Genomic DNA, 15,905 nt, shown 5'->3' with positions numbered 1-15,905 from the left:
AAGGAGTGAACCCAACACATGAGGGCTTGGAATTATACACAGATGTCCGGCATAAGTCTCTGGACTGTCGCGGCAGTCGCCGCGGCAATCGTTGTCACTATCGCAGTGCTCGCGGCCCCCGAGTTAGGTCTCCTGCTGCTAGTTGGACTCGGCTGTGTAGCTCTCAGTTTCGTCCGTCCGTTTCTTACATTTGCGCTTGCTTTCACGGTTATTGTCTTATCTGCGACTCTCGCGGCCATGTCGCCTTCCGCTATTGTGGGTCTGGCGGATGAAGCCGCAGTTGCCTTGTGTGCAATCTCGTTCACAATTGCCCGGGTAGCGAGAGGTCTAGCCCCGAGATGGCTCCCAGGCCTGGGTTGGTTCATGGCGTTCGCTGTGATGGGCGTCATCTCAGGTTTGCTCAACGATGTTTCACTAAGCACCGTGACTCAGGGCGCGTTCTTGGCGGTCAAGGCGATCATTTTCGCTTTCGCCGCTGCGCAACTCGACTGGACAGCCGAGATAGTTCGAAAGGGCGTGCGTTGGGGGGTTGCCGGCGGAGTAATCATCCTGCTCGCTGCGGCTGTGAATCTCGTCGTTCCCAGAGAGTGGTCGTCGCTGATTCTGGGGTATCAGCAGGTTGACTACCAGTTTGGGCTTCCGTCACTGATGGGGCCGTTCGTTCACCCTGCTGCCTTCAGCCGTATTGCCGCGATACTAGCGATCGGAGCACTTGTCTGGAGACTGGTAATGGGCAAATCGAAGGCATCACTGTGGATCTTTGTGCTGGCGAGTTTAGCCGCGGCGCTCAGCTTTCGAGTGAAAACGCTTGTGGCACTGATCGGAACGATCGCCATATTGAGATTCCAGCACCCAACTGCGGGAGCTGTCGTCGCAGGTGCGGCGGTTCTTCCTTTGCTGCTGCTCGTTCTCGGGGGCCCCGTGTTTGCCTTTATCCTGTCCGACTTCCAGCTCTATTTCCTGAACGAGTCAGCTAGGTTGACCTTGATTCTCGGTGCTGTAGACGTCGCACGAACATACGCGCCATTTGGTGCAGGTTTCGGTCAGTACGGTAGTTTCATAGCGGCCGACCAGTACAGCTCGGAGTACTTGTCCCGCGGATTCCATCATCGCGATGGAATGTCGCCGACAAACAACAATTACCTGAACGATAATCAATGGCCAGCGATTCTCGGGGAGACTGGATGGCCTGGATTACTTTTCTTCATTTTGGGGATTATTGCATGCGGTATTGCACTCAGAAGGGCTAGGAGAGACGCCAAGGAACCCGTTATAAAATGGGTCGCAACAGTAGGAATTGCCTGGATATTCGTCTTTTTGATTGAATCGGTCGCCTCGCCTGTTTACTCCTCGGCGCCCGGTTTTCCTTTTGCCTTTGTAATGGTCGGCGTGGTGGCGGGATGGACCGATCATAAGGACAAGGAAACTCTTGCAAGAGCAGGAGCTTCTTCCGAGAAGACAGAAGTTGCCAATCGAGCCGATTAACTTGATCATTGGTCACGATGCAACGGTTCACCTTCACTAGAAACTATGTGTGTAGCTGACCCGGATAGCGACCATCAACCGAGCAGAGGAGAACGCCACGTGAAGTCCAAGGTCCTAATTCGAACACTGCCATTGGCTCGAGGGAACTATGGTGGAGTCCTCCAAGCGTTCGCCCTTCAGTCGGCAGTTAGGAACCTGGGTCACTCGGTTGACACCGATATATCCACTAGACTTGGGACTCGCGAATCCTCGAAGAGACTTATAACGCGCACAGCTTCCGTGATTCTGGGTAGACCCGTTGGTTTTTGGCCGAAAATGGCGCGCAAGAACGCAGCAACTCTGCAATTTATAGAGCGGAAAATGACCACGGTGGAACTGTTTGGTTTTGGAGGTCGATTGCGTAAATCAGTGATGGCTGAGTATTCCGCTATTATTGTTGGGAGCGATCAAGTCTGGCGGCCCGATTATGGGGATGTTGGGTCGTATATGTTGGATTTTCTGCCCGCTAAAAGCGACGTTAAACGGCTGGCCTACGCTGCATCCTTTGGAACTGATCGACCTGAGCCTGGCCTAATTGCAGTTGCGGACAATGCCCAGCGTTTCGACAGAGTATCTGTTCGGGAGGCGGCTGGTGTCGAACTCGCGCAGTCTATGTGGGGAGTAGAAGCAGTCCAGATGCCCGATCCGACGATTTTGCTTGACCGGGTGCAGTACGAGGCGATCGCCGATACGGTGGGTTCACCGGAAGGGATCGAACGAGAAAAGTTCTACGTAAGTTCCTATTTGTTGGATGCTGATGAATACAAGCGGGACCTAGTCGACCATGTAGGGCGATCGTTTGAAATGTCTACGCGTCGAGTGGATCAGAGAGAGGGTGCACCCGGTTCGTCACATGTCCGGGCCGGAGTCGACGAGTGGCTCAGGGAGCTGCGCCACTCTACAATCGTAGTGACGGATTCATTCCACGGTTGTGTTTTTGCCTTGATATTCAATAAACCATTTCTAGCAATTGGGAACGCTGCAAGAGGAATGTCACGTTTCGAATCCCTGTTATCGACGTTCGATCTCGATTCAAGACTCTTAGTTTCTACCCTGGACTCTAGTCAGAACCGGCGTCGGGCGGATGTGATCCTAAACTCAAGTATTGACTGGGAAAGTGTAAACCAGACATTGGCAAGTCTGCAGGGACAGGGGATGGATTTTCTCCGAGGCGCTCTTGCTAGTGAATAATCTGACATCAGAACCACTCATCCCGCTGGGTACCAGACTCCGGCGCAGTGCACTCTTCGCGTTGTTCAGCGAGATCGATTGCTTCCGGGTGTGCAATGGAGATGGCGGGGTAAGCGTTCCTATCGCAAGCCCTTGCTCAGGCTGCAATCGCGCATTCGGGTGGGGAAAGTGTTGCGGAGGCAAGATATGACCGGGAATCTATCGCGAAGACCCCTGGTGACGATTGTTCTGCCAGTTTACAACGCTGGTTCTGCAGTTACTGTTGCCCTTCAGGCGATCGATAGCTTGACGTACCCTGCGACTGAGGTGGTCATCATTAATGATGCCTCGACCGACGACACCTTAAAGTACGTGACTGCATTCGTTGACGCTAGGGACTCGTGGAAAGTCCTCGATCTTCAGCGCAACGCTGGGCCTGCTGTTGCAAGAAACATCGGGCTTACACATGCTAGCGGAGAGTTTGTTTGGTTCGCAGACTGGGATGACCAGTGGTCACGAGAGATAGTGTCTGTGCTTGTGGATGCAGCCCGTGATGGCCGGGCTGATATGTCCATGGTGGCGGGGACCTGGCGACTGCCTTCAGGCCGAGATGTTGGATTGACGGATGGTTCGAGTAGAAAGCTTGTCGTGACTGGGTTCGACGCCGTAGACCTGTTGCTCCGTGGTGTCATCCGGGGCTATCTGTGGAACAAGCTGTTTCGGCGAGATGTGCTTGGAGTTGATCCATTTCCTGATATTCGTATGCAGGAGGATCTCTCGGCCGTCGCAAGCGTATTGCCCCGATGTCGAACTGTAGTCCTGCTCCCGGATCGTTTGTACCACCATGTTAAACGTCCAGGCTCTGTGAGTAGCAGTAGCGGGGGAGGACTCGACCACTTGGAGGTAGCACTTTTGCATGTAGAGGCAGCTGTGGAGTCGCTCCCTAGTGAGAAGCGTTCTCGATGTTCCTTGGACCACTATCGCGTTGCCTTCTACCAACTGGGAAGAGTCGGCACGGCGCTGCGGCTCGGGGGACCGGAAATTGCGAGTGATGTGATTCGAGAGTTCAAAGCTGAAGTCACGCTAGTCAAGATAGCTCGGGCTTCGATCATTTCACCAAAGACCGGGATGCGTGCTCTATTGGTGAAGGCCTTTGGTCGGGCTTACCCGGCTACGCGATCGTTGCTCATTGCTGTACGAAATCAAATAAAGAAGTCAGTGTAGTTATGTGCGTCAGTATTTACACTTATTCACTTCAAGATTGCGTAAAGCATGCACTCGAAGCGCGCTGCGACATTCTTTGAAATTCTATATGGCAGTCTCTGGGCGATCTCTACAGGCTTAGAGAACACCCGTCTATTGTAGGTGGTGAAATTGCCTGCTTGCGTCATGGTACTGACGGTCCCTTCAGCTCTCCTAGAGTTTGCCTAAGAAAGCGACGCGGAAGTGGAGTGACCCCCTGATTTTGAGCGATCCGGTATGAGGGTCGTACTCGCGCCCGGGACTCTGGGAGGGATAACTAGGGTGACCGGGGCGAGCACGAGACGGGGCCATGCCTCGGCATGGATCATCGGAGGCTTCGGAACGCCGAGAAGCTCCAGGCCCAAGGCCCAGACGTCGCGGCCATTGCCCGCGAACTCGGGGTCGCCGAGAACGCGAAACGGTCGCCCAAGCTCCAGAAGTAGAGCGGCCGGATAGTGGGACATGGTCCGGTGCTCCTACGCGTACCGATTTCCTAGAGCAGCCCAACTCACGTGGATCGAAACGCGTTCGCGAGGGTCAGAATACGCTTAGTCTCTTTTGCTCCCCCCGGTGACGCAAGGAATGCCGCGAAGAACAACACGCTTGCCATGAGCACACCGGAGAGTGTCATCGAGAAGTCGGTCATGGCTGGCATCAAGCCCAAGAGGATCCGCGTGACGGCATATGCAACCACCGCTGCCACCAGTATTCGCAAGCCGTTGATTAATGCGGCCGTCGGAGGCTGTCCCGCGGTCCGCGCGAGCCAAACGAGGTTAATCGGCCAACTGATCGCTCGACCGGCAACGTACGCCCAAGCTACCCATTCGACGCCAAAAAATGCTGCTATAACCACCAGTGAGATCTGAATTGGCTTGGTCACTAGGTTGCTATAGAAGAGTTGACGAGATTGCTTGGATATAACATAAGCCCAGTAGTTGATCTGACTCAGGGCCTTGAACACGCCGCCTAAGGCAAGTATTTGGAGAAGCGGGACCAATGCGTTCCATTGGTCCCCTAGCAGAAGTGGAATCAGCCAGTCCGCAACGGCCGCGGTCACCAGTAGTGCCCATGTGGCCAGTCCCACTAGTGAGGACTGCACTCGTAACAACATCCGGTGGGGGTCTCCCCCGCTGGCCGTGGCGCGGTTGACAGTGGGGACAACGACACGGATTAGAGGGCCAAAGACCCCTGTAATCGGTTGCATGAAAAGTTGAAATGCGCGATTGTAGTTTCCCAGTGCAATTGCGTCAAACCGAATACCGATCATCAATGTATCTGCGTTGTCAGCGGCGTACCCAAGCATGTTCGCAAGACCGTACTCCGCTCCTGCGTGAACGTGCTTCCTGGAGCCGGCACCGCGTACAGGGAGAGATGGTATCCATCGCGTTAGAACGAGAAGTGCTACAACCATCCATAGAGCTGTTGCACCTTGCTGCATGGCGAGAGCCCAGTAGCCCAATCCCAAGAGTGCGCCAGCGATTCCGACCAGAATCCCAACAAGTATAGACGTGACGGATGCCACTACCATTGCGGTGAATCGCATCTGGCGAGCAAGGCGCATCTGGTGCTGAGTTTGCAGACCGGTCAGTAGCAGGACCACTGCCATCACTGGGACTAGTCCCGTGAGGCGGTCGTCTCCGAACATGGCAGCAACAATAGGTGCAGCTAGACCCAGTAGAAGGGCGCTGCCCACCGATAGTGCTGCACTGACCCAAAAGAGGTTCGACGCCTGGCTGTTGGACAGGTCCCTCTCTTGAAGTGAGGCAGTTCCCATTCCAAAGTCTCTGATCAAGGCTCCAAGGCCCATAAGCACTGTCACCATCGCGATGAGGCCGTATGCGTCTGGATTCAAGAGACGCGCCAGTACTATGGCGCCGACTAGTTGCAGCCCCATGGATACCAGCTGGCCGAGGACTGTGATGCCGGCGCCTCGAGCCCCGTGGGACGAAACAGAACTACTCAACGACGGTTTCCCTGCTCACGGTTCACCGTGCAGCCCAATGGACCGCCCTCCATCGACGACGATCTCTTGACCTGTGATCCACGCAGCATGAGGTCCCGCGATGAAGGCGACCATTTCGGCAACATCTTCCGCACGGCCCAGGCGGGGTAGAACTCCCTTCTTCAGAGTCTTTTCCACCTTGCTGGGTCCAATTTGGCCTCTCTGGATGATGCCCGGAGTTACGCAGTTCACTGTAACCCCGTGCGGACCGAATTCAAGCGCGGCGGAGCGGGTGTACCCCGCGACGCCGGCCTTCGCGGCGGCGTAGTCGGAGAATTTGGGTAGACCACCTACGCCGACGGTAGAACCGAGGTTGATTATCCGACCCCCTGGTCCACTATCTAGAAGGCCCCTGCCGAAAGCTGCGACTGTGAGCATTGGCGCTCGAAGATTTACCGTCAAAACGTCGTCTATGGTTTCGGTCGACTGATCCCAGATATTCGCATTTCTTGAACGAGAAGAACCGCCGGCGTTGTTAATAAGAATGTCGATCGACCCAAGCCGTTCTGCGATCTCTCGGATGGCCCGACTGTCGCGAAGGTCGACGGATTCCCATTCCGCGGTCCCGCCCAAGGCATCAACCTCGGCAACGAGCGTTCTCAGTTTCTCGCTGTCTCGCGCAAGGGCAATAACCTTCGCGCCGTCGACGGCGAGCCGGATGGTGATTGCACGTCCGATTGCCCCGCTTGCTCCGGTGACGACCGCTACCTTTCCGGCGAGTGGGCGCCAATTGGGGTCGGCTACGATTTGGTAGGGGCGTGACATCTCAATTTTGCTGAAACGCTTCTCGAGCGGACGCTTAAGGACTCGCTTCATAGTTGCAGGTAGGTAGCGAGAGTAATTAACCACGCATTCCCAGCTTTCGCAGAGTACGGCCTGTGAAGCTTCTTACTTTCCTATATGTGGATGAGCCGACTGCACCATTTGACGAGTGGTAATCCTTGAGCTGACCGATATCTGCGACCTTGTCGGAGAACGCCTCCAGTACAATTGCGCTGTCACTCTGAGGGTCCATAAAGATCTCGAGTGATGCTTCGAGACTTGACCCGTCGTGTGCTTGTAGATACTTGATGCCCATCGATTCTACCCAGCCCTGAACCGAATCGCTGTGGCCTGCGGAAGTGTGGAGCGCTGCCTGCTGGGCTCGGTTCGATGGCACTGGTGATGAGTGCATTAGCGCGCCGCCCCCGTTGTTAACCACCAAGATACGCAGATTCGCGGGGCGATGGCGGATCCACAAGGAATTCATGTCATAGAAGAACGACAGGTCCCCTATGATCAGGAATGTCAGTTGCCCCGACGCCGCAGCGTAGCCGATGGTGGCGGACATCGACCCATCGATACCGTTTACTCCTCTATTGCCAAGGATGTTTATTTTTGGGTCGATTTCGTACAGATGAGCCATGCGCATTGGGGCACTGTTGCCGATATGGAGTGCGGCGTCTTGGGGGAGACGTTCCAGGAATCGGCCTATCGTGCCAAGTTCGCCGTAAGTGTCTGGGATTTTCGGTACGTGATTCACGATGCCAGATGCGACCTCGCGGTACTTGGACTGGACTTGGGGACTCGAGACGCTCACGGCTTTGCTCAGAAAATCGAGCGAGCTGACCTGAAAAACATCGGTAAGCTGCCAGAATGGGTCAACTATTCGCCCGTCTGGGTCGATCCGCCAGTGCTCTACCTCGTGTTCCCTGAGCAACGCTTTGACTTCCTCGATAAGGAATAGGGTGCCGCCCATTGTTATAAGTACGTCAGGGGTGATAGCTCCAGCGCGTGCCCTACCGGAGCGAAGAGACGCGAACGCTTTTTCCAGTACGGCTGAGTGATCAAGATTGCCTAGGTGGTCAGAGATGACGAGAGAATCCGTGCGCGAGGTGAAGTCGCTCAGCGCCGTGAGTGTCTCGCTGTCGACCGGCCCGCTCTGTCCCCACAGGATCATTACTCGCTTTCCCCGAAGCCGAGCTTCGACGTCAGACCAATCGGTGCCCCAGGACGTCGGAGTGTGGTGGCTCACGACGCGCGCTGAGGGAAGAGTTTTCGTGCTGTAGGCCAGACCAGTGTGATTGTCGATTGGAACGTTGACGTGCACGGGCCCGACCCCGTTAATGCGCAGAGCTAGAAGTGCCTCATTGATGACGCGGTTGTTATACCAGTGGTCGGTATCCGTATTGATGGGTCGTAGCAACGCACGTGAGCGGAGGGTTCCCGCGAACAGATTTGACTGGTCGACCATCTGGTCTTCCATTTGATCAAGGAGCTGAGGGAACCTGTCGGCGGTGATAGCCACAAGTGGGAGACGTTGGTAGTAGGCGTCCGCGATGGGGGACGAAAGGTTGACTGCTGCCGTTCCAGACGTTGTCAGAACAGCGACAGGTGAGTTAGTTGCCCTAATGACACCAATAGCGAAGAACCCCGCGCTCCGCTCGTCTACTACTGAATACAGGTGGAAGTCTGGATCGTGCTCGAGCGAGCGCATGATCGGGTAGTGGCGGGATCCAGGGGATATGACAACGTGTCGCACACCGTGAGCTTTGAGAAGAGCGACAAGCTCGAGGACTATCGGGCTATCGACGTACACATGTGTCCTTATCGTCGGGTCTGACCTGCGGGGCCGCGGGACCATTGGATGGTATCAGCGAACTCGATTGGGCACAGTGCTCGGCACCACGTGATAGCGAGCAGTTTCCTCGGTCCTGGATTCATGTTGCGGAACCAGCCGGGCTGAGTCAGAACCGCTTTGCCTGTTTAGGATTTCTCGGCGTCTTACGGGGGTGCTGGGTCAGCTCTAGGCTAGTGACTCATATCGGGTCTCATCTGCCGCCCTAGTCTCAGAAACCGTCGGCACAGTCGAACGGTACGGGCGGAGAGCGCACGTCAACAGTGTGACGCGTCAGTTACCTCTGTGAGATCGGGAGTTCAACAACCTCGAGCAGGCAGGCCCCTCGAGACTCAACGAAGGCGGTGTAACATCATCCAAGCGTGGGGGAGTATCCCTAACACTGTGGTCGTCAGCACGTGGGGCAGTGTTGCCTCGCCGGACACAGAGGCCTGGACTCAGGCGGAGAGACTCGCGATGACATCGCTGTACCCTCCTTCGCGAAAGGCTCCTTCATGGAGATCTCCCCACTGGTCTGGACCGTCACGCTTGCGCTGATCATCGGCCTGCTGCTCTTCGACTTCGTCTTTCACGTCCGTAAGGCGCACACCCCGACCATCAAAGAGGCCGCCCTCTGGTCTGCCTTCTACGTGGGAGTTGCCCTGCTCTTCGGTCTGGGATTCTTCGCCCTGGGCCACCCGGAGATGGCGACCGAGTACTACGCCGGCTATGTCACCGAGAAGGCGCTTTCGGTGGACAACCTCTTCGTGTTCCTGGTCATCATGGGCAGCTTCAACGTTCCCCGCGAGTATCAGCAGAAGGTGCTGCTCTTCGGCATCGTTTTCGCGCTGATCGCGCGCAGCGGGTTCATCTTCATCGGCGCGGGGTTGATCAGCCTCTGGAGCGATGTCTTCTATATCTTCGGCATCATCCTGCTGATGACCGCCGGGCAGCTGCTGAAGAAGGAGCTCGCCGGGGACTCCGGGGGAGACGAGGCGGACAACTTCATCATCCGCTTCGCCCGCAAGCACCTGAACACCACCGAGGACTTCCACGGCGACAAGCTGACCACCCGCATCGACGGCAAGCGCATGTTCACCCCGATGCTGCTGGTCATGCTCGCCATCGGCGGCACCGACCTGCTCTTTGCCGTGGACTCGATCCCAGCCATCTACGGGCTCACCCAGGAGCCCTTCATCGTCTTCGCTGCCACCGCGTTCTCCCTGATGGGTCTGCGCCAGCTCTACTTCCTGATCGACGGCCTGCTGGACCGGCTCATCTACCTCTCCTACGGCCTGGCGCTCATCCTCGGGTTCATCGGTGTGAAGCTGATGATCCACGCCCTGCATGAGAACAACCTGCCCTTCATCAACAGCGGCGAAGACGTTTCCGTGGTGGAGATCGAGACCGGACTGTCGCTGATGGTCATCGTCGGGGTGCTGATCATCACGGTGGTTGCCTCGCTGATGGCACCGAAGGGCCGCGCGCTGCGCGCCATCCAGAATGCCGAGAAGTACAACCAGCGCTACGTGGACCTTTCCGAGAAGGCGCCCGAGGACCGCGAGTTCAGCCTGATCAAGACCGCCGAGAAGTCGGACTACTGGTCCGCGAAGGTGGCCCAGGTGCCGGAGAAGTACCAGGCTGACTTGATCGAACATCGCGGCAACTACGTGGCGCTGCTGGAGAAGGCCCGCGGGCTGCGCACCGGGGTGAAATAACCCTCAGGTGCGCTTGAGCAGCTCCGCGAAGACCCGGGCGCCGTCGTCGCCCAGGCCGTCGTGGTGGAACTCGTTCGTCTCCCAGACGCTGATCCCGCCGATGATGTCTGCGGTCTCCCAGGAGAGCTCTCGCGCGACGTAGACGTCATCGGTGTAGAGCGCCGCGGCGGTGGGCACCCGGTTCCAGCGCAGCTGGGCGAGGTCATAGAGCGGTGACCAGTCCTCCACGGCGGCCAACAGGTCCGCGGCCTCGAGGAGGTCCTGCAGCGTCGGGTCCAGGAGCAGATGCTCGCGCAGGATCATCTCACCCAGCAGCAGGGGAGAGGCGCTTTCGGCGTCGAACTCCGGGAACTCGGCGCCCACCCGCTGGGCGGCCCAGCCGGTGGCGGCGAGTCCGTCGGTCAGCTCCGCGGGCTGGCCGTAGATGGACTCATGCATCACCGCGTACATCGGGTTCCCCGCGAAGGAGAGCTGCTGGCCCACCGCGGCCAGGAAGGTGTCAGTCAGCTGGGTCTGATCCGGCCCGGTGAACGCCTCTTCGAGCAGGTAGTGCAGCGCATCGGCCCGGGTGTTGCCGCCCAGCAGCATCCCGATCAGCTGCAGCCGGGCAGGGGTCAGTGTGGAGCCATCCAGCAGCCGCACCTGGTGCTCACGCAGATGCGCGAAGACCGCGTCCAGGATCGCCCGGTCCTGCGGGAACCGGGCGAAGTGCTCGGCGTTCCGGGACCGCATCTTGGCGTAGGTGGCCCGGTAGACCCGGTCCGCGTGGCCGGTCAGCGGGGCCAGGCCGCCGGTGATCAGCGCCCGGTCCAGGGAATCGGGAGCGAAGGAGAGATAGCTCAGCGTGGTGAATCCGCCGAAGCTCTGCCCCAGCACGCTCCAGGAGTCCAGTCCCAGTGTGCGCCGGAACGCCTCGGCGTCGGCCACGATCGAATCGGCGCGGAAGTGCCGCATATGAGCGGCCTGGGCGGCGGCGTCGCCCCGGAGGCTGAGCGAGTGCCGGGTGAGCGGGGTGGAGAGACCGGTGCCGCGCTGGTCCAGCATCAGGATCCGGAACTTTGCCCCGGCCTCACTCATCCAGCCGCCGAGCTTCGCCGGGCGGCTGCCCTTCCCACCGGGCCCGCCCTGCAGGAACAGCAGCCAGGGGAGGGACTCCACATGCTCGGCGCCCTGCCTGACCGCCTCGGCGGCGATGAACTCCCGGGCGTAGATCCGGATCTGCTCACCCTCGGGAGCTCGGTGGTCGAGCGGAACCTGAAGCCAGTGGTCGGTGATCTGGGTGCCGTCGATCAGCGTGGCGGTGGCGCCTGCCGTGTGCGGTGCTGCCGTGCTCACCCGAGTTCGCCCACCCGGTTCATGATCACCACGGGCGCCCCGGTCTCATCGGAGGCGGTGAGGTCGATCCAGGCGTGGATGCCCCAGTCGTGGTTGCCCTCCGGGTCATCTAGCACCTGCACGGCCCGCCAGTAGCGCCGCTCCGGGTCCGGAGTGTCCTTCGGGGAGGTCTCGATCCGCACCAGGGAGGGCCCGCGGGACTGGGCGTCGGTGTAGACCTCCTCGTAGACCTCGAAGTAGGCGTCCAGCGCCTGACCCCAGCGGTCCTTGTCCCAGCCGTGTTCGGAGTCGAGCTCGGCGAGCTTCGCCTCCTTCTCCTCGGCGAAGAGCTCGGCGCGCAGGAACAGCGCGTTGCGCACCATCACCTTGAAGGCCCGCGCATTGGCGGTCACCCGGTCCGGGTGGTCCAGCGCGGAGATGTCCGCCTCCATGGCGGCGAGCTCGGCCAGCTTCTCCGGGTCATCCCCGGCCTGCAGGCGCTCCCATTCCTCCAGCAGCGAGCTGTCGGTCTGCCGGACCACCTCGCCCAGCCAGGCGAGCAGGTCCTCGAGCTCCTCGGTCAGCCGGTTCTCCGGGACCGTCTGGCGCAGCGCCTTATAGGCATCGCTGAGGTAGCGCAGCAGCACGCCCTCGGAGCGGGCGATCTGATAGTGATTCACCATCGTGGTGAAGTCGAAGGCGCGCTCCAGCATGTCCCGGACCACCGACTTTGGCTGCAGCGCGTGATCGGAGACCCAGGGCGCGCCGGTGCGGTAGATCTCGAACTGCTGAGTCAGCAGCTCGGCCAGCGGCTGCGGGTGGGTGAGCTCGTCGAGGATCCGCATCCGGTCCACGTAGTCCACGCCCTCGGCCTTGAGCTCGCCGATCTTCTCCGCCTTCAGCTGCTTCATCTGTGCGCCGGTGATCTGGTGCGGGGTCTCCAGGATGGACTCGATCACGCTGATCACATCGTGGGCGTAGGACTCGGACTCGACGTCGAGCAGCTCCACCGCGGCCACCGCGAAGGGCGCCAGCGGCTGGTTCAGCGCGAAGTTGTCCTGCAGGTCCAGGGTGAGGTCCACGGTGCGGCCGTCCTCATCGGGACGCTCCAGGCGCTCCAGCACCCCGGCGGTGAGCAGCTCGCGCAGGATCTGAAGCGCCTGGCGCTGCAGCTGGGCCTTCCGGGCCGGGGTCTCATCGGCGGCGAGGATCATCCGGCGCATCGCCCGGATCGGGTCCTCGGGCCGCTCCAGCAGGTGCAGCACCATCGAGTAGCTGACCTTCATCCTCGAGACCATCGGCTCCGGGGTGGCGGTGATGATCCGCTCGAAGGTCTTGTCGCTCCAGGAGACGAACCCTTCGCGGGGCTTCTTCTTCCCGGCGGAGCGGATCGCCTGGGACACCTTCTTCTCGTCATCACCATGTTTGGCGCGGGCCTTCTCGATCGCGGCGTTGTTCTCGATCACGTGCTCCGGCGCCTGGACCACCACGGTGCCGTGGGTGTCGAACCCGGCCCGGCCGGCGCGGCCGGCGATCTGGTGGAACTCGCGCGCATTGAGCTGTCGGGTGCGGGTGCCGTCGTATTTGCTCAGCGCGGTCAGCAGCACCGTGCGGATCGGCACGTTGATCCCGACGCCGAGGGTGTCGGTGCCGCAGATGACCTTCAGCAGGCCCTGCTGGGCGAGCTGCTCCACCAGCCGGCGGTATTTGGGCAGCATTCCGGCGTGGTGCACCCCGATCCCGGCGCGCAGCAGCCGGTTCAGGGTCTTGCCGAAGCCGGCGGCGAAGCGGAAGGTCTCCAGCTTGAGCCGGATCGCCTCGCGCTCCTCCTTGGAGACCACGTTGAGCGAGGCCAGGCCGACGGCGCGCTCGGCCGCCTCGCGCTGGGAGAAGTGCACCACGTAGACCGGGGCCTGGTGCGTGGTGACCAGCTCCTCGAGCTTGGTCTGCAGCGCGGTGGTGGAGTACTCGTAGCTCAGCGGCACCGGACGCTCGGCGCTGGAGACCGTGACGACGTCGCGTCCGGTTCCCTCGCTGAGCCGGGCCTCGAACCGGGAGGTGTCGCCGAGGGTGGCGGACATCAGCAGGAACTGTGCCCGGCTGCCGGAGGCGCCCTGGCCCGGGGTGCCGGGCTCGGCGCGGCCGGTGAGCTCCAGCAGCGGGACCTGCCAGGCCCAGCCGCGCTGCGGATCGGCGTAGAAGTGGAACTCGTCCATGATCACCGGGCCGACGTTGGCGTCGCGGCCGTCGCGCAGCGCTTCGTTGGCGAGGATCTCCGCGGTGCAGCACACGATCGGGGCCTCGGCGTTGACCGAGGAGTCACCGGTGACCATTCCGACGTTCTCGGCGCCGAAGATCTCCACCAGGGAGAAGAACTTCTCCGAGACCAGCGCCTTGATCGGGGCGGTGTAGACGCTGCGCTCGCCGCGGGAGAGCGCGAAGAAGTGCGCCGCGGTGGCGACCAGGGACTTGCCCGACCCGGTGGGGGTGGCCATGATGACGTGCTGGCCGTCGGCGAGTTCCAGGATGGCGTCCTGCTGGGCGGGATAGAGCGTGATCCCCTGGGTCTCGGTCCAGGATTCGAAGGCGGCGTAGAGCTCCTCCGGCCCGGCGGGGCCGGCATTCTCGGCGGAGCTCTCGAGCTTGTGCAGCCGTTTGGACGGGCTGAGGGCGGTCATCGCGCTCACCAGCCGCGTTCCCGCCATGCGGGGAGCGAGGCGCGTTCGGCGCCCAGCGTGGTGGGGTCACCGTGGCCGGGGTGGATGATCGTGTCGTCCTCGTATCCGGCGAAGAGCCGGGCCTCCACGTCATCGATCAGCGAGGTGAAGTCCGCCTCCGACCAGGTCTTGCCGACCCCGCCGGGGAAGAGCGAGTCTCCGGTGAAGATGTGTGTGGGGCCGTCCTCCACCTTGTAGACGAAGGCCATGGACCCGGGGGTATGTCCGCGAAGGTGGATCACGTTGAGCGCGATGCCGTCATACGACAAGCTCTCGCCGTGGCTCAGCCGCCGGTCGATGGTGACGTTCTTCTCGGCCTCGATGGTGCCGGCGTCCTCCGCACCCGCCGCGGATTCCGGGCGGGCAGAGGTGCCGGATCCGCCGGCGGGGGAGCCGAGCAGCTCCTCCAGGGCCCGGATGTGATCCCAGTGCGAGTGCGTTGTGAGCACCGCGGAGAGCTCCAGCGGGCAGGGCGTGTCCTGGGCGGCTTCGGCGAGCAGGCCCCGGATGGCCCCGGCGTCGTCGGCGGCATCGATCAGCACCTGGACCCCGGACTTCTTGGCGGTGAGCAGATACACGTTGTTGCTCATCTCGGAGACCGAGATGCGGCGCAGCGTGATCGCAGGGAGATCGTAGAGCAGAGAACTGTCAGAGGCCATAGGGGTCAGTCTATGGTCTGGCGACTCCGTGGGGCCACGAAGCGGACGGACCCCGGGGCGTGGGCCTGCTGCGGGGTGGGGTTCAGGATTCCGGCGGAGGCCAGTGCGTCTTCGAGGTGCTCGGCGGTGCTCACGATCGGGTAGGCACCAGCCTCCTCGAGCTCTCCGGCCGGGGCGTAGCCCCAGCGCACCCCGATGCAGCGCAGTCCGTGGTCCGCGGCGCCGTCCACGTCGAAGATCCGGTCACCGACCATCACCACCGAGGCCTTGGGGGCGGTCTCGGCGAGCGGACCGGCCGCGGGGTCCAGGCCGATCGCTTCCAGAGCGGCGCCCAGGATCGGGCCCTTCCCGGCGTGCGGGATCGACTCGTCCTCCGCGGAGCCGTGCACCGCGGCGAAGTGCTCGCGAATGCCCTGGATCTCCAGCAGCCGCTCGGCCAGTCCGGTGGGTTTGGAGGTGGCCACCGCGCAGACCACGCCGGCCGCGTTGAGCGTGCCCAGCAGCTTCTCGATCCCGGGGTAGACCTGGCTGGCCGCCATGCCCTCGGCCAGGTAGCGCTGCCGGTATTCCTCCACGATGGAGGGGATCAGCGCCTCGGTGACCCCGGGCAGGTTGGCCAGCGAGGTGGCCAGCGGCGGGCCCACGAAGGAGTCCAGCACCTCCTGGTCCGGGATCTCGATCCCGTGCACGTTCAGGGCATGCACGATGCCCAGGGTGATCGCTCCCGCCGGGTCCACCAGGGTGCCGTCGAGATCGAAGAGCACGGCCCGGGTCTCGGGGGCTGCCACGGCACTCTCGGAGGGGCGGACGGGGGCGGAGGCGGCGAGGGAGTCAGAGTTCACCGCGCCATTGTGACACGGGCCGATGTGGCGCCGGCGTCGTCGTGATGAACGCCACCTTCCGTCGAGTGAACGCCACCCTTGCGCTGAGGGGCGGAATCTGCGACGAGATTGGCCCGAAAAC

General features: G+C 61.0%; 11 protein-coding genes. 4 read left to right on the top strand and 7 right to left on the bottom strand.

Translation table 11 applies throughout. From position 1 onward, the window contains the following. Positions 1–18: 18 nt before the first annotated feature. The 3 genes from I2487_RS02810 (at position 19) to I2487_RS02800 (ending at position 3,918) form a co-directional block, all read left to right on the top strand. Positions 19–1,485 carry a hypothetical protein gene (locus tag I2487_RS02810; RefSeq protein WP_207172463.1) on the top strand — a complete coding sequence of 489 codons (1,467 nt, stop codon included), beginning with the start codon at positions 19–21 and terminating at the stop codon, positions 1,483–1,485. A gap of 45 nt (positions 1,486–1,530) precedes the next feature. Next, positions 1,531–2,715: a polysaccharide pyruvyl transferase family protein gene (locus tag I2487_RS02805; protein ID WP_255545892.1), complete on the top strand. Its 1,185-nt coding sequence runs from the start codon at positions 1,531–1,533 to the stop codon at positions 2,713–2,715. Positions 2,716–2,931: 216 nt separating this feature from the next. After that, positions 2,932–3,918, top strand: a complete 987-nt coding sequence (locus tag I2487_RS02800; RefSeq protein WP_207172461.1) for a glycosyltransferase — start codon at positions 2,932–2,934, stop codon at positions 3,916–3,918. 526 nt (positions 3,919–4,444) lie between these two features. Here I2487_RS02800 and I2487_RS02795 read toward each other — a convergent pair. The 3 genes from I2487_RS02795 to menD form a co-directional block, all read right to left on the bottom strand. Next, on the bottom strand, positions 4,445–5,899 hold the full coding sequence (locus I2487_RS02795; RefSeq protein WP_255545890.1) for a lipopolysaccharide biosynthesis protein: 1,455 nt from the start codon (positions 5,897–5,899) through the stop codon (positions 4,445–4,447). Positions 5,900–5,914: 15 nt separating this feature from the next. After that, the gene (locus I2487_RS02790; RefSeq protein ID WP_207172459.1) at positions 5,915–6,703 is read right to left on the bottom strand and encodes an SDR family NAD(P)-dependent oxidoreductase; all 789 of its coding nucleotides are present in this window, start codon (positions 6,701–6,703) and stop codon (positions 5,915–5,917) included. 76 nt (positions 6,704–6,779) lie between these two features. Continuing rightward, positions 6,780–8,516 (bottom strand): 2-succinyl-5-enolpyruvyl-6-hydroxy-3-cyclohexene-1-carboxylic-acid synthase, encoded by a 1,737-nt coding sequence (menD, locus tag I2487_RS02785; RefSeq protein ID WP_207172457.1) that lies wholly within the window; start codon positions 8,514–8,516, stop codon positions 6,780–6,782. A gap of 533 nt (positions 8,517–9,049) precedes the next feature. Between menD and I2487_RS02780 the strand changes: the two genes are divergently transcribed. Continuing rightward, a complete protein-coding gene (locus I2487_RS02780; protein WP_207172455.1) occupies positions 9,050–10,252 on the top strand; it encodes a TerC family protein in 1,203 nt (400 codons plus the stop codon). Between the two features lie 3 nt (positions 10,253–10,255). Here the strand turns inward: I2487_RS02780 and I2487_RS02775 are convergent, their stop codons facing one another. The 4 genes from I2487_RS02775 to I2487_RS02760 are packed head-to-tail and all read right to left on the bottom strand — an operon-like array spanning position 10,256 to position 15,784. Further along, complete coding sequence (locus I2487_RS02775; RefSeq protein ID WP_207172453.1) at positions 10,256–11,587, bottom strand: alpha/beta fold hydrolase; 1,332 nt, start codon at positions 11,585–11,587, stop codon at positions 10,256–10,258. Continuing rightward, positions 11,584–14,244 (bottom strand): DEAD/DEAH box helicase, encoded by a 2,661-nt coding sequence (locus tag I2487_RS02770; protein ID WP_255545888.1) that lies wholly within the window; start codon positions 14,242–14,244, stop codon positions 11,584–11,586. The genes I2487_RS02775 and I2487_RS02770 overlap by 4 nt, the downstream gene beginning before the upstream one ends. 5 nt (positions 14,245–14,249) lie before the next feature. Continuing rightward, on the bottom strand, positions 14,250–14,942 hold the full coding sequence (locus I2487_RS02765) for an MBL fold metallo-hydrolase (protein WP_207172449.1): 693 nt from the start codon (positions 14,940–14,942) through the stop codon (positions 14,250–14,252). A gap of 5 nt (positions 14,943–14,947) precedes the next feature. Then, positions 14,948–15,784 carry an HAD hydrolase-like protein gene (locus I2487_RS02760; RefSeq protein WP_207172448.1) on the bottom strand — a complete coding sequence of 279 codons (837 nt, stop codon included), beginning with the start codon at positions 15,782–15,784 and terminating at the stop codon, positions 14,948–14,950. Positions 15,785–15,905 lie beyond the last annotated feature (121 nt).

This window comes from Nesterenkonia sp. E16_10 (assembly GCF_017347085.1).
GTDB lineage: Bacteria > Actinomycetota > Actinomycetes > Actinomycetales > Micrococcaceae > Nesterenkonia.
The sequence above is the reverse complement of the archived record's forward strand: the minus strand, read 5'-3'. Positions and strand labels throughout refer to the sequence as shown.

What these genes read in the sequence shown, in the direction of transcription:
- I2487_RS02780 (WP_207172455.1), top strand. Translation starts at nt 9,050, where the DNA reads ATGGAGATCTCCCCACTGGTCTGGACCGTCACGCTTGCGCTGATCATC.
- I2487_RS02810 (WP_207172463.1), top strand. Translation starts at nt 19, where the DNA reads ATGAGGGCTTGGAATTATACACAGATGTCCGGCATAAGTCTCTGGACT.
- I2487_RS02770 (WP_255545888.1), bottom strand. Translation starts at nt 14,244, where the DNA reads ATGACCGCCCTCAGCCCGTCCAAACGGCTGCACAAGCTCGAGAGCTCC.
- I2487_RS02790 (WP_207172459.1), bottom strand. Translation starts at nt 6,703, where the DNA reads ATGTCACGCCCCTACCAAATCGTAGCCGACCCCAATTGGCGCCCACTC.
- I2487_RS02805 (WP_255545892.1), top strand. Translation starts at nt 1,531, where the DNA reads ATGTGTGTAGCTGACCCGGATAGCGACCATCAACCGAGCAGAGGAGAA.
- I2487_RS02765 (WP_207172449.1), bottom strand. Translation starts at nt 14,942, where the DNA reads ATGGCCTCTGACAGTTCTCTGCTCTACGATCTCCCTGCGATCACGCTG.